Origin of the sequence: Photobacterium sp. DA100, from assembly GCF_029223585.1 — a bacterium.
In the GTDB taxonomy this organism is placed as follows: Bacteria; Pseudomonadota; Gammaproteobacteria; order Enterobacterales; family Vibrionaceae; genus Photobacterium.
On record NZ_CP119423.1, the window covers coordinates 1,444,007 to 1,458,183 of the forward strand.

General features: G+C 49.0%; 9 protein-coding genes. 7 read left to right on the plus strand and 2 right to left on the minus strand.

Annotated elements, in window-relative coordinates:
• Positions 1–8: 8 nt before the first annotated feature.
• From PTW35_RS07040 to PTW35_RS07070, 7 genes are all read left to right on the plus strand, one after another.
• A complete protein-coding gene (locus PTW35_RS07040; RefSeq protein WP_281027090.1) occupies positions 9–1,190 on the plus strand; it encodes an NDP-sugar synthase in 1,182 nt (393 codons plus the stop codon).
• Positions 1,191–1,207: 17 nt separating this feature from the next.
• A complete protein-coding gene (locus PTW35_RS07045) occupies positions 1,208–1,657 on the plus strand; it encodes an ATP-binding protein (protein WP_281027091.1) in 450 nt (149 codons plus the stop codon).
• Between the two features lie 164 nt (positions 1,658–1,821).
• Entirely contained in the window at positions 1,822–3,687 is a 1,866-nt protein-coding gene (locus PTW35_RS07050; protein WP_281027092.1) for a cellulose synthase catalytic subunit, read from the plus strand.
• On the plus strand, positions 3,677–4,999 hold the full coding sequence (locus PTW35_RS07055; protein WP_281027093.1) for a DUF3131 domain-containing protein: 1,323 nt from the start codon (positions 3,677–3,679) through the stop codon (positions 4,997–4,999). The genes PTW35_RS07050 and PTW35_RS07055 overlap by 11 nt, the downstream gene beginning before the upstream one ends.
• A 26-nt stretch (positions 5,000–5,025) precedes the next feature.
• Entirely contained in the window at positions 5,026–6,438 is a 1,413-nt protein-coding gene (locus tag PTW35_RS07060) for a DUF3131 domain-containing protein (protein ID WP_281027094.1), read from the plus strand.
• A gap of 11 nt (positions 6,439–6,449) precedes the next feature.
• Positions 6,450–7,829 carry a DUF3131 domain-containing protein gene (locus PTW35_RS07065; protein WP_281027095.1) on the plus strand — a complete coding sequence of 460 codons (1,380 nt, stop codon included), beginning with the start codon at positions 6,450–6,452 and terminating at the stop codon, positions 7,827–7,829.
• 224 nt (positions 7,830–8,053) lie between these two features.
• Positions 8,054–9,307 carry a glycosyltransferase gene (locus tag PTW35_RS07070; protein WP_281027096.1) on the plus strand — a complete coding sequence of 418 codons (1,254 nt, stop codon included), beginning with the start codon at positions 8,054–8,056 and terminating at the stop codon, positions 9,305–9,307.
• An 86-nt stretch (positions 9,308–9,393) separates the two neighbouring features.
• On the opposite strand, the gene PTW35_RS07075 is transcribed toward PTW35_RS07070, so the two are convergent.
• Together PTW35_RS07075 and PTW35_RS07080 are read right to left on the minus strand one after the other, a co-directional pair.
• On the minus strand, positions 9,394–12,228 hold the full coding sequence (locus PTW35_RS07075; RefSeq protein WP_281027097.1) for an FAD-binding and (Fe-S)-binding domain-containing protein: 2,835 nt from the start codon (positions 12,226–12,228) through the stop codon (positions 9,394–9,396).
• A 203-nt stretch (positions 12,229–12,431) separates the two neighbouring features.
• Positions 12,432–14,120: an L-lactate permease gene (locus PTW35_RS07080; protein WP_281027098.1), complete on the minus strand. Its 1,689-nt coding sequence runs from the start codon at positions 14,118–14,120 to the stop codon at positions 12,432–12,434.
• Between the last annotated feature and the right edge of the window lie 57 nt (positions 14,121–14,177).

Here is a 14,177-nt window from a genome sequence, read left to right on the forward strand (position 1 = left end):
AGTATGGCATGAAAGGGATGATCCTCGCCGCAGGGAAGGGAACACGTGTTAGGCCGATTACACAGATAATCCCGAAACCGATGATCCCAATTTTGGGTAAGCCAGTTATGGAGTCAATGATTCAGCTGTTTGCATCGCACGGTATTGACAAGATTGTAGTTAATACTAGTCACTTGGCTGAGGTTATCGAGAATTATTTTGGCGATGGCCATCATTTCAACGTACAGCTTTCATTTTCCTATGAAGGGGAAATTGTCGACGGCCACTTTGTCAGCAAGGCATTGGGCTCGGCGGGAGGGATGAGAAAGATCCAGGACTTCTCTGGCTTTTTTGACGAGACCTTTGTCGTTGTCTGTGGTGATGCTTGGATAGATTTGGACCTGACCGAAGCGGTACGCCGCCATAAACAACATGGTGGTATTGCCACCATTGTCACTCGGGATGTGGCATTGGAAGAAGTCTCGAAATATGGTGTGGTTGTTACCGATAATTACGGCAAGGTAACCAGCTTCCAAGAAAAACCGTCAGTGGAAGCGGCACTATCTACTCAGATCAATACCGGTATTTATATTTTTGAGCCAGCGATTTTTGATTATATCCCGGCCGCGCAGGAATATGATATTGGCAGTGAGCTATTCCCTAATCTTGTGGAAAGTAAGGTCGACTTTTATGCGACTAGTATGGATTTCCAGTGGCTGGATGTTGGTAATATTAGTGATATCTGGACGGTAACCAGCGACATCATGAAAGGGAAAGTGCCGGGATATCCTATTCCTGGTACTCAGGTTAAGCCCGGGATCTGGGTTGGCATCAATACAGTGTTTGATATAAATAGCTGCACTATCACCCCTCCGGTTATTGTCAGTAGTGGTTGTGAAATACAGCCTGGGGCAACTATTGAAGGCCCGGCAGTGATCGGTGCTAATAGTAAAGTAGAATCAGGAGCGGTGATAAAACAAAGTTTGGTGAGCGAGTATATCCATATTGCTTCGGCTGCTTTTGTGGAAGAAAAAACCGTATTTGGTGATTACTTTATCAGTCATGATGGTTATACCCAGTCACTAAAGGAACTCAAAGCGGTGAATATCCTCAATGACAGGCGCCAAGTACAGTCAATGATGGGGACGTTAGGCAATATTTCGACTTATATTCCTTCAGAATTTGATGGTGAGGAAGAAATTCTTAACTAATTAGGTAAGGGCTACCAATGGATATAGTTACTGAGCGGTTTAGTAAGCAGTACAGTAGTTCCCCAGATGTATCGCGTGAAATTGCTGCAGATATGCAAGAATACTTGCAGCATAACCAAATTTCACAGGAGATCATTGATCAAGTTGAGCTGTGCCTGGTGGAAGTGGTGAATAATGCCTATGAACATGCTTATCAGTATTCCAACCAGTTACCGATCGAAAGCTCTTGCTTTTTTAACTCCAACAATGAATTGGTCTTTGAAGTGTCAGATTATGGCAAGTCAATGAGCAAGGAGGAATTTAATCGTGCAATAAACGGTGAATTTATAGAGCCAGATCCTGATGACCCTGAAACATGGGCAACATCGGGGAGGGGATTTATTATCGTTATGCAGCTTACTGATAATCTTGAATATATTAAAAATGGTAACAAGAACACGTTTAAACTGTTAAAACGCGCGGAATAAGCGTTAAATAAAGGAAATATGAGAATAATACGGTATTACCGTCATTAACATTATTTTCTAGCGCCTCTTTGCTTTGATAAAATGACTGGTGTGTTAATAGCTAATCATTAAATGGAAACTGGCACCACGCCTAGGTTGATCACGATTCATCGGAGTGAAAACTCATGGATTTTTATTTCAAGGAGTTCGAACATCGAAAGCCACCGGAGCCGGTGCCTTATAGTATGTCGAGAGAATTACTCTATCAGTATCTTGCTACCTGTAATCTCACACTGGGTGTGTGGTATTTGTGGTGGCGTTGGACCTATGCCTTGAACTACGAGGCTATGTGGTTCTCTTTTCCACTGGTATTTGCCGAGTCCTGTGCCTTCATCGGGTCTGTGCTATTCACATTTAATTTATGGAAGACCCAGGATGAACCGAATAAACCGCCCCCGCATACCATAAATGAGTGTGTGGACAAAGACAGCCCCGAGGCTACTGAAACTAGGCCGATCAGTATTGATGTGTTCTTTCCGAGTTATGATGAAGAGCCCGAGTTGGTCAGGCTGAGTATCGAAGATGCGAAGAAGATACGCTATCCCCATGATATCGATATAAAGATATTTATTCTCGACGATGGCAAGCGACCCACAATGCAGGCGCTGGCTGAAGAGATGGGCGTTGAGTACATAACCCGGGAAAGTAATATTGGTTTTAAGGCGGGAAACCTGCGCAATGCCCTCGAGCAGACATACGGTGACTTTATTGTGATTTGTGATGCCGATACCCGTCCGTTCCCAACCATTCTGGAGCATACCATGGGTTATTTCCGTGACCCGGACGTGGCTTGGGTTCAGACACCGCAATGGTTCTTTGACTTGCCAGAGGGAGAGCGCCTGCCACATTGGCTGCAGCGTAAGCTGGGTAAATGGGCAGCGCCGTTAGGCCGCGGGTTTGAGAAGTTCTATGGACCGGTGAAAATTGGCGAAGACCCATTTGTTAACGATCCCCAAATGTTCTATGACGTTATTCAGCGCCGCCGTAATTGGGTGAATGCTTCTTTCTGTTGCGGTGCGGGATCGATCCATCGCCGCGAGGCGGTCATGGAAGCGGCACTTCGTAGTTACAGTGAACAAATTAGCAAAGAGCATAAGGAGATCGAGAAGCAGATCCGTAAGATCACCAAAGAGAAAACGCTTGACCAGGATGTGTCTGATAACCTGCGCCAAGAAATCATTTTCGATACCGAGTTCACCCCCTATAAATTCCATGTATCGGAAGATATCTACACCTCTATCGTGTTGCATTCGGATACCGAAAGGAACTGGCGTTCGGTGATGCACCCCGAAGTGGAAAGTAAGATGCTGTCACCGCAGGATCTCCAGACATGGACAGTGCAGCGATTCAAATATTCCGGTGGCTCGATTGATATCTTTATGAATGACAATCCATTGTTTAGGAAGGGGATGAGCCTCAAGCAGAAAATGATGTATGGTGCCAGCTTCTGGTCAAACTTGTCGGCCGTTTGGAATATCATTTTCCTTGCCTGTCCTATTATATATTTCCTGACCAGTATCGCGCCGGTGAGTGCTTATGACGTGACTTTCTATTTGCACTTTATACCATTTGTGCTCACGGCTGAATTGGCCATGATGGTTGGTACCTGGGGAGTAGCAGGGTATAAAGGTAAAACCAATTTCCTTTCTTTCTTCCCTGTTAATATGCGGGCGCTTTGGACGGTTCTCCGTGGCCGTAAAATTAGTTTCCCGGCAACCCCAAAAGAGAGACAGCATGGCACCTTTGGACACTTGGTCATACCGCAGAAGCTGGTCTTTGGTCTGAGCTTATTCAGTATGTGCTTCGCATGGCTCTGTTATTTTACCGGCATGTTTGGCAGCTATTCTATTGGCGGTTTGATATTCAACAGTTTTTGGACAATCAACAACATGATGGCGATGTGGGGGATGATTGCTGCGGCATATTGGACGCCGCCACCGGCAGGCAAGACGCAGGAACAGGGAGCGGAGGAATTGGAATATGGAATTTAAGCAGGCAGCCGTTAACGCACGGCATCATATTGTCTTTTTGCTGGGGCTTTTTACTGCACTCGTCATTGCGTTCAATATTGAAACCCGTGACTACGGCCGTATTTTAGGCAACATGACCTTCGAGGCAACGGAAGAGATCCCGGCTCGCCAGAGCCGCGTGCTAACCGAAGAAGAGTTTGAATGGGCCAATACGGCTTGGGCTTATTTCGAAAATAACTACCAGGAAAATACCGGGTTGGTGAACTCGGTGGACGGCTATCCGTCAACCACCATGTGGGACACGGCCTCCTATCTTATGGGGCTATTGGCAGCAGAAAAGTTAAACATTATCAGCCAGAGTACTTTCGAACTGCGGATGGAAAAAGCGCTGCAGACGCTAGCTCGCCTCCCCTTGATTGATGGCAAGTTGCCGAACAAAGCCTACAACACCCAATCCATTGAAATGGTGGATTACCAGAATAACCCGGTTGAAAATGGAATTGGCTGGTCGGCCATAGATATTGGTCGCATCTTGGTCCCCCTGAATATTCTGGTGTGGCAGTACCCGCGTTTTAATGCCCAAGTGAACGCAGTATTAAACCACTGGGATGTGGGGGCGATGATCAAGGATGGCTATCTGTATGGTTCGCGCCCGCTGCAAAATGGTGGGGCTGAAATGGAACTGGTACAGGAAGGACGTATCGGGTACGAAGAATATGCGTCGAAAGCGATGTCCTTAATGGGGCGGGATGTGTTCAACGCAATGAAATATATCGACTATCTGGAAATGCAGAATATCGATGGCGTAGATATTCCAACTGACTTGCGAGACCCGGCGAAATTCCACGCCCATAACTATGTGGTCAGCGAGTCTTACATCCTTGATGGCTTGGAGTTTGGTGCGGACAGTGTGTCAAAGATTTTTGCCCACCGTGTTTACAAAGCGCAGGAAAACCGCTTCGAGCGGACTGGAGTTCTGACCGCGGTCAGTGAGGACAACGTCGACGAAGCGCCTTACTTTGTCTACAACACTGTATTTTCCGACGGCAAAGCATGGAATGCGATCACTGACCAAGGTGAGGACGCGTCACACCTCAAGACGCTGTCGACCAAAGCGGCGTTTGGTTGGTATGCCCTGTATGACACGCCTTATACCAAGCTGTTGATTGAAGATGCGAGAGATTTATTCTCAAAAGAGAAGGGCTGGTATTCAGGCCGCTATGAGGATGATGGCCGGGTGAATAAAGCAATAACCGCGAATACCAATGGGATTGTTCTGGAATCACTTGCTTATATCGAAAATGGAGCCTTGCTGAGTGTGGGCGTAAGGTAAACCGCAACTGTGATAGGGAGTATCAAATGCGTTATATCATTGCCTGCCTTATAGGGATTTTGACGACGGGCTGCGGCAACAAATACAGCAGCTTTTCCGATGATGTGGTGGACAGGAAAAGTCACTGGACTACCCCAAAACCACGTCAGGGCCAGTTGACAGAACAAGAAATGGATATGGCCCGTATTGCCTGGAAATATTTTGAGAATAACTATCAGGAGTCCACGGGGCTGGTCAATGCGGTGAATAACTATCCTTCTGTGACCTGGTGGGATGCCGCGTCTTATATGGCGGGTATGGTTAGTGCCTATGAATTAGGGATCATCGAAAAAGAGGAGTTTAATCGCCGCCTTATTCGTATTTTAACCACCTTGAACACGCTTGATTTGTTCATGAATGAGTTGCCGAACAAAGCCTATAACACCCAAACGGCGGCCAAAGTGGATTATGGCAACCAACCCGGAGAGATTGGTTATTCGGCGCTTGATCTTGGCCGCTTGTTGATTTGGCTGCATATTATCAAGCACCGCTATCCTGAATATGCGAGCAGTATCGACTCGGCGGTATTGCGTTGGAATTTCTGTAACGTGGTCGATGAAAATGGCACTATGTTCGGTGCGTTGCTGGAGAAAGGCAAACCTGTTCAGTACTTACAGGAAGGTCGCTTGGGTTATGAAGAGTATGCCGCAAAAGGGTTTGAACTATGGGGCTTTGATACCACCCAGGCGGCAATGGCGGAGCCGTACAGCACCATTAACCTCTATGGCTACGATGTACCATACGACACCCGTGATCCTCGTAAACTGAAAGCACACAGCTACGTGGTAACCGAAAGTTATGTTCTTGATGGTATCGAATTGGGGTGGGACTTGGCGGATGACCGCTCAGCTCATGACTATAAATATTCCAATGACTGGATTGCGGAATTTGCCCTGCAGATTTACCGTGTCCAGGAAGAACGCTATAAGCAAACTGGTATTATTACAGCCCGTACCGAGCACCAGTTAGCAGGGCCTCCTTACTTCGTGTACGACACTATTTATACCGATGGTTTTGCTTGGAATACCATTTCAGAAGCAGGCGAATACCTCCCGCAGTACGCTGCGGTAGCCATCAAGGGGGCAATGGGGATGTGGGTGTTGTGGGATACCGACTATACCGACTTGTTGTTTGATCACGTTGCGCATTTGTACGACCGTGAAAAAGGGTTTTATGAGGGGATATTTGAAAACGGTACCGGCTTGATCAATACCTTTACCTCAAACAATAACGGTATCACCTTAGAAATCTTGCTATATAAACAACAGGGTAAGCTGCTTACCTATAAAGACAATGTTGCCCCCAGCTTGTGGGAAAAGGCGCTGGATTCCCCGTTTGGCTATGAAGGGCAGTGCCTGCCTCGTCGAGGGGCATCCAATAGCAAGCTCAAACAGCCGTAGAAAGGAATAGGATGTTGAGAAGTGCGGTGATTGCAGTTGGCATATTCTGCCTGACGTCTTGTGGTGTGGTCTATCAAGGTGTTCAAAGCGGGATGAATACGGTTAACGAGTCGCAGATGCTGCGTCAGGGACGGTATGGCTCGTTAACCGAGCAGGAGCTGGAATGGGCGAAAATTGCCTGGACTTACGTAGAGAACAATACCAATCACGCGACCGGATTGGTGAATGCCGTGGACAATTACCCCACGACCAACCTCTCTAATCTGGCTGATTACCTGATTGCCATGATGGCGGCCCGTGAATTTGAATTTATCACCAGCAAAGCGCATGACGAGCGTTTGACGCTGGTGCTCGCATTTCTCAATCAAATGCCACTGGGCTTAACCGGGGTACCCAACAAGGTCTATAGCACCAGCACCGGTATGATGGTTGATTACGCCAACCAGCCTGGTGAATTGGGCTGGTCATCGATTGATGTAGGTCGGCTGTTGATCGCCCTGGCGATGGTCAAACAGCGTAACCCTGAATTTTCCGAGTATGTCGACAAAGCCGTTTTACGCTGGAACTTCTGCGAGTTAGTTACCCCAGAAGGGGAGCTTTACGGCGCGACAATCAGTAATGAGTATGTCCATCGCTACAAAGAAGGGCGGCTAGGAGTTGAAGAGTATACAGCCTACGGTTACCTTGATTGGCAAATCGTGCCGGAAAAAGCCATGATGCTAGAGCCATATGAGGTGGTCACAATAAACGGTATTGATTTGTTGTTTGATGGCCGTGATCCCCGTGATTACGATGTGCTTCGTCCCGTCTACAGTACGCCCTATTTGCTGCTAGGCCTGGAGTTTAACTGGGATGAGATTGACGATATTCGTTCGTCTGATGCCAAGCACACTAATGACGTACTGGCTGCGATGGCTGATTCTGTATACCGTATTCAGGAGTCCCGCTGGGATGTCGAACGTATTTATACTGCACGCGGGGATCATGTCGTGGCAGGTGAACCATATTTTGTCTACGACAGTATCTATGCGCTTGGTACACCTTGGATCACGGTGGCTGAAGATGGGAGTTCCCATGATGATAAGGCGCTGGTGTCCACCCGGGTAGCCTTCCAAATGTGGGCATTGTGGAAAACAGATTACACCGAACGGTTATTGACACTAGTACGTGAACTTTACGATCCAGGGCGTGGTTGGTACGAGGGGCGCTACGAGCTGACCAGCGGTTACGAAAAAAGTATTTCATTGCAAACCAATGCGGGGGTACTGGAAGCTTTGTTATACAAGGCTAATGGTAAGCTCTACCAGCCGTCAACAGAGCGTGAATACCGTGATGTCCAATTCAACTCACGTTTTTACCATCCTCAAAAATGCTTGGTTAAGACTTTCTGATGCATAGGCTGAGCTAATTAGATGCGGCTGTTTGTGTGTTCACATTCTTGATATCTTTCTTGTAAAGAAGTTTATAAAAAATAATTACCTTGCGAGATATGAACATGAAAAATAACACACTGAATGTAATTGGTGGCGCAAAAGGTTTGTCATTCTTATCGCTCTTACTAAGCTTAATTTACACCCTGTTGTTAGGGGAGGGGAGTAGCGGAGAGGGATAATCAATGACAGCATCAGAAATAATTGTTCAACAAGCTTTTGATGACGCCAGTGATTTTTTTGATTTAACCGAAAAACAACATCAACAACGGTTATTGAGACTTGCCAATATATTATATTGTTTAACTGATCTTACGACGGATTATTATAAGCAGCTGGCATCTTTAGATAATTGCCCTCTCGAGTTTCGTTTGGCTGTGAAATTAGTTGAGTCCAAACGTTATGTGCTCAAATTAAATCGACCTTTATTAGTCGGTGTTGTATTTGCCATGTGGGGTGAACATCACCGTTTAAATCAGAAATCTCCGTTGAATCCAAATGGTGAAGATTCACTGCGGATTAAAATTGATCAGCTCAACTGGATCACCATGGGCTCGATGGTGGACTGGCATTTATATCCGGTCGATGATGGCTGTCCACATGACAGTGCGGGCATTGCCAAAGAAATTCTTGCCAACCACCCAGATAAACACAGGGTGTCCGTTTTGCGCCTTGCCGACAAACTGCCCGCTTCAGCGGGCCCGTTGAAGGATCTGGCGTCGACCGACGACTCCCGTAAAGGGGGGGCGATCATACTGGGCTGCCAGCAAGCCTTGTCCGATAAGGCTGATTGTGTGGTGTATACCGATGCTGATAGCTCTGTTCATTTGGGACAGTTAGGCTTACTGCTGAAACCTTACATGTCAGAGAATGCCAAAGTGGTGCTGGGTAATCGTAAACATCCGGACTCTATTTTGGTAAAGCAAGAGGAACGCTGGGGGGTAGGGATCAAAACATTGCGCCATATGCAGCGCATGATAGGGCGCGCAATATTCAGCAATAATATCAAAGATACCCAGGCGGCGTTTAAGTTATACGATCGCGAAGTTATCCGTTATATTTTGGCCAAACCGTCGGTCTATGATTTTTCGTTTGATACCGATTGGATCTTTGCGGCAATGAAGGGGGAATACCCATTACTGACGGTGCCTTTTGCCTTCATAGATTCTGCCGCAGAGTCGGCGTCTCTCGTCCAGGGACCGACCACAACCTGGTATACCTTATTAAGTGGTTTGGCAACGGCGGCCAAACTGCGGGAAGTGGATCATAACCACGAGATGGTGAGGATTTTTGAAGACCATATTCACAGTCATGAGGATCTTGATCACATCATTGATATCCTGCCGGAACAGCTTGAAGGTATTCCTGATGGAGATATTGGTAACCCGCTTATTTTTGCTCCGCATGAGCTAGAAGAGTGGTTGGTAAAACGAAAGTAGAGTCAATCGTAATGGTATTTTTAGCCGGCACGAAATCTAAAAGCCCAAACTGAAATAGGCAGTTTGGGCTTTGTTATTGTGGAAAACTAGACCGCCGCTTCGTCGACCAGGTATAGAATCGATTGGTAGGGAATACCACTATGGTGAGACAGGCCGATTTCACAGGTTCTGCTGTTGCTAAAGCCTCGGGTGCAGTTTGCCGGGACTTGCTCTTTTAGTGGCGCAACTGCGGCCTCATTCAATTCTGGGGTGGTGAAACCTTTATCACCCGCCCAACCGCAGCACTGGATATGCTCGGGTAACACCACCGTCTGTGCACAAGCTTGTGCCAGCGAGAGCATATCGGCCTCCAGCCCCATCCGGCGGGAGCTGCAGGTGACATGCAGCATCACGGTTTCCTGAACCGGAGACAGGGTGAGGTGCGGCAATAAATACCGTGATACAAAGCCAACCGGTTCGAGAATCTCCAATGGCTGGGTAAAGTTTTCTATACTGCGCTTGGCACACGGGCTGGTATCCATCAATACCGGGTAGCTGCCTTCGTTGCTCGCCTGCCAAAGCAAAATTTCCAGCTCTTGGGATTTCTGCTTGGCTATATCACTCATCCCTTTACTGTCATAAGGCATGCCACAACATTGACTGCTGAGTTTTTCAGGGGTGATCACCTCAAAGCCTGCTTTTTGGAGGAGTGAAAGCGTCACTTCCGTCAGTGGGCGGTGATCTGTGGCCGAGGTTTGTTGCCCCATTGTGCGGCTAGCGCAAGATGGCATATAGACAACCTTCTTGCTCGAGGTATCAGCGTTCACAGCACCGGGCTGATGGATCTTATGCGGGTTTGACCGTGGGATCTCCGGTATCCAAATGGGGGTTGCACCTTTGGTCATTTTCCTCAGGCCATTGGTAATGGTGCCGACCACCTTATCGCCGACCAGTTTGCGGGCTAGCTGATTGCTCTTGAGGCCGGCTTTGATCATGGTTGTGGTGGCACCGAAATGATCAGCGGTCCAGCGGGCGATGGGAGTAAAGCGCCGGTATTTATCTATCCGCAGTTTCTTAACCAGATCACCGGTATTAATGCCAACCGGGCAACGGTCGGCACACAGGCCGGTCGCGGCGCAGGTGTCGATGCCTTGGTACTCAAAAATTTGCTTCAGCTCATCGACGGGTGGGCGTCTGCTGTTACCCGCCAGGTATTGTCGTTCGCGGTGTTGTAGCTCGCGGTAAAGCACAATCCGCTGGCGCGGCGATAGCGTCAGTGTTCTTGAGGGACACACAGGCTCGCAAAAGCCACATTCAATGCAGCGATCAATCAATTCATCGGCTGCCGGCATCGGCTTGAGGTGGGAAATATGCGCCCGTGTATCGTCATTGATGATCACTCCCGGGTTCAACAAACCTTCGGGATCAAACAGGGCTTTGATTTGTTTCATCAGGCGATAGCCATCATGGCCCCACTCGAGCTCCACGTAAGGCGCCATATTGCGGCCGGTACCATGCTCGGCCTTGAGGGAGCCTTGGTATTTGACCGCGACGAGTTCGGCCACATCATCCATAAAGCTGCCATAGCGGTTCACTTCTGCCTCATCCTCGAAACCTTGGGTAAAGACAAAGTGCAGGTTGCCTTCCAGGGCATGGCCGAAAATGATCGCTTCGCCGTAGTGGTATTTGTCAAACAGCTGCTGAAGCTCGCGCACACCCATGGCTAGGTGCTCGACCGGAAAGGCCACATCTTCGATGATCACCGTAGTGCCAGTTTCCCGCACGGCACCGACTGCCGGAAACATGCCTTTGCGGATCGCCCACAGGCTGGCAACGGTATTTGCATCGGTGGTAAACGGTGTCGAGTGGGTGATAGTGAAGTCTTCCAGCGCCGACATGACCTCGACGCATTGCTGCCCTAGCTGGTGGCTGCAGCTGGCGCGGGTTTCGATCAGCAGAGCTGCCGATTCGAGATCAAGCGCTTGGATATAGTCCGGCATACCCGGTTTGTCAGCGACTGAGCGTAGCGCTCTTCCGTCCATCATCTCGACAGCAGAAACATGGGTGTTGGCCAGAACTGACACCGCTTGGCTGGCGGTTTCGATGTCACCAAAAACCAGTAGGGCAGAGGCCTTGTGGGGATGCTCGATAACCGTGTTGTAGGTAATGTCGGCAATAAAGCCCAAGGTGCCCTCAGAGCCAATCATCAGGTGCTCAATGACATCAACTGGGTCGTGGTAGTCGACCAGCGCATTGAGGGCATAACCGGTGGTGTTTTTCAGGCGGTATTTGTGGCGGATTTTTTCTGACAATTCAGTATTTTGTTGGGTTTCCTCGACCAGTTGAGCGAGTCCTTCAATCAAATCTGGTCGCTTGTTTTTGAACGCCTCTATGCTAGCTTCGCTGGCGGTATCGAGCACGGTACCATCGGTGAAGACGATGGTCATGCTATTAACGGTGTTGTATGAGTTCTGTGCTGTGCCGCAGCACATCCCGCTGGCGTTGTTGGCTGCGATACCACCGATTTTACAGGTATTGATCGACGCAGGATCTGGCCCGATTTTCCGCTGGTAAGGGGCAAGGTAGCGGTTGGCATCAGCGCCGACAACGCCAGGCTGGAGGCGGATTTTCTCCCCTTGGTCAAGGATGCAATGGCCGCGCCATTTGTCGCTCAGGGTAATGAGGACTGAGTCTGAGATGGCCTGGCCGGATAAACTGGTTCCCGCAGCACGGAAAGTGAAGGGGATGCTCAACTGGCAGCAGGACTGAATGGTGAAGATGACTTCATCTAGGTTGTTGAGGCGCAGAACCAGTTTGGGTATGAGGCGGTAGAAACTGGCGTCTGTGCCGTAAGCCAACCGCTTGGCTTCTTCGGTGATGATCCGTGCCTCATCAATCTGGGTAGCGAGTAGGGCTTCTAGCTGTCGGTATTTGTTTTCCATTTCTCATCCTGCACCAGTCGTATGACTGAATTGTTGAATGCTGTATTCATATTACTGATCTCAATGATTATTGTTGGAATGCTTGGCTGGGATTGAGAGTCAGGACTATAAATATTTTCTGTGGTTCCATTAGAACAGTGAATTGCTGCGGGTGGTAAAGGCCAGCAAAGCAGCTGGCCTATTGTATTGATAATGCGCTGGGGTTAACCCATCAAGACATCTGTGATATGCAGGCCATAGATGATTGTGAGACCGATAATGCCGCTCATCACCAGGTAGTAGAGCGTAGGGATAATGGTTTTGCGCAACGTGGCGCCTTCGCGGCCAAGCAGGCCGACCGTGGCAGAGGCGGCAACGACGTTATGGATGGCAATCATGTTACCGGCCGCTGCACCTACCGCTTGCAAGGCAACAATCGCGGCACTGGATACTGTCAGCGTCTGGGCGACTTCAAACTGGAACTGGCTGAACATCATGTTGGACACCGTATTCGAGCCGGCGATGAACGCCCCCAAGGCACCGATGGTTGCACTCAATGCCGGGAAGAAATCCCCCACCAACCCGGAGACAAAGTTAGCCGTCGTGACCGGCATACTGGCCAAGTCAGCAGCGTTGACGCCCGAGTTGATAAAGATACGTACCATAGGAATAGTGAAGACCAATACGAAACCCGCACCAATAAGGGTCTTGCTTGATTCCTTGAAGGCCTCGGTCAAAGGGCTAAGCTTACCTGATTGAAGTAGTACAGCCACAATTGCGACAAATACTAGGATCCCGCCCGGCAGGTATAGCGGCTGGATAGAGGCGCTGATCCCCGCTTCACCTAGGATGTTCGAAAATGAAAGACTGACACTGACCAGCAGGGCCTTGAAGTCGGCACTGACACGGCTGGCGACCAATACCACGGCAAGTAGCACATAGGGTGCCCATGCCAGCGCCAGGTTCATTGGCTTGTCAGCCGCTTTGAGGTCGATTTTCAGTGACCCCAACCACTCTGAAGGCCATTTGTCTTCGCTTTCAAAATCCCATTGTTTTTGAGGCACAAGGAAGCCTTTCTTGGCTGCGGAAACCACGATGGCTAGACCCAATAAGCCACCAATCAAGGATGGGAACTCAGGACCAAGCAGCATACCTGTCAAAGCATATGGCACCGTGAAGGCGACGCCGGCGAAAAGGGCAAACGGCAAGATATCCAGGCCCTCGGTCCAGCTTTTGTTCTTGCCGAAAAAGCGGGTCAGCATCATCGCCATCAGAACCGGCATCAAGGTGCCGATCGTAGCGTGGATCAACGCGACATTGGTGGTGATCTGCTGTAGGTAGATATCCCAGCTCGAACCTTGGCTGAGCAGTGTTTCACCAATGTTGTGGGTATCCAGTCCTTTGTTGACACCGACAATAATCGGGGTACCGACCGCACCGAAAGAAACCGGCGTGGATTGGATCATCATGCCCATCAAAACGGCAGCAAGTGCAGGGAAACCGATAGCAACCAAAAGAGGGGCTGCGATTGCTGCTGGGGTACCAAAGCCGGAAGCGCCTTCGATAAATGAGCCAAAACACCAGGCGATGATGATGGCCTGTATCCGGCGGTCACCGGAGATATCGGTAAAGCCGTTTCGTATGGTTGTGATGGCTCCAGTATGTTTTAGGGTATTGAGCAGGAATATTGCTCCAAACACGATCCAGAGTACCGAAACAGTGATGGTTAGCCCCTGTAGCGAGGAGGCCAAGACGCGGGTTGCTGACATATCCCAGCAGAGCAGGGCGATGGCAACGGTCAGAAAGAAAGCCACCGGCATGGCTTTCTTTGCGGGCCAGTTCAGTCCGACCAGCAGAATAGCGGCAACCACTATCGGCGAGAAGGCAACGAGTGCAAGTAGGGTGTCGTTCATGATTATCAGTCCTTCGGAGTGCTGTTTTGTAATGCATAACCTATGCATCAATGAACA

Coding starts and splice junctions, on each gene's coding strand:
- PTW35_RS07040 (WP_281027090.1), top strand. CDS start 9: ATGAAAGGGATGATCCTCGCCGCAGGGAAGGGAACACGTGTTAGGCCG.
- PTW35_RS07045 (WP_281027091.1), top strand. CDS start 1,208: ATGGATATAGTTACTGAGCGGTTTAGTAAGCAGTACAGTAGTTCCCCA.
- PTW35_RS07050 (WP_281027092.1), top strand. CDS start 1,822: ATGGATTTTTATTTCAAGGAGTTCGAACATCGAAAGCCACCGGAGCCG.
- PTW35_RS07055 (WP_281027093.1), top strand. CDS start 3,677: ATGGAATTTAAGCAGGCAGCCGTTAACGCACGGCATCATATTGTCTTT.
- PTW35_RS07060 (WP_281027094.1), top strand. CDS start 5,026: ATGCGTTATATCATTGCCTGCCTTATAGGGATTTTGACGACGGGCTGC.
- PTW35_RS07065 (WP_281027095.1), top strand. CDS start 6,450: ATGTTGAGAAGTGCGGTGATTGCAGTTGGCATATTCTGCCTGACGTCT.
- PTW35_RS07070 (WP_281027096.1), top strand. CDS start 8,054: ATGACAGCATCAGAAATAATTGTTCAACAAGCTTTTGATGACGCCAGT.
- PTW35_RS07075 (WP_281027097.1), bottom strand. CDS start 12,228: ATGGAAAACAAATACCGACAGCTAGAAGCCCTACTCGCTACCCAGATT.
- PTW35_RS07080 (WP_281027098.1), bottom strand. CDS start 14,120: ATGAACGACACCCTACTTGCACTCGTTGCCTTCTCGCCGATAGTGGTT.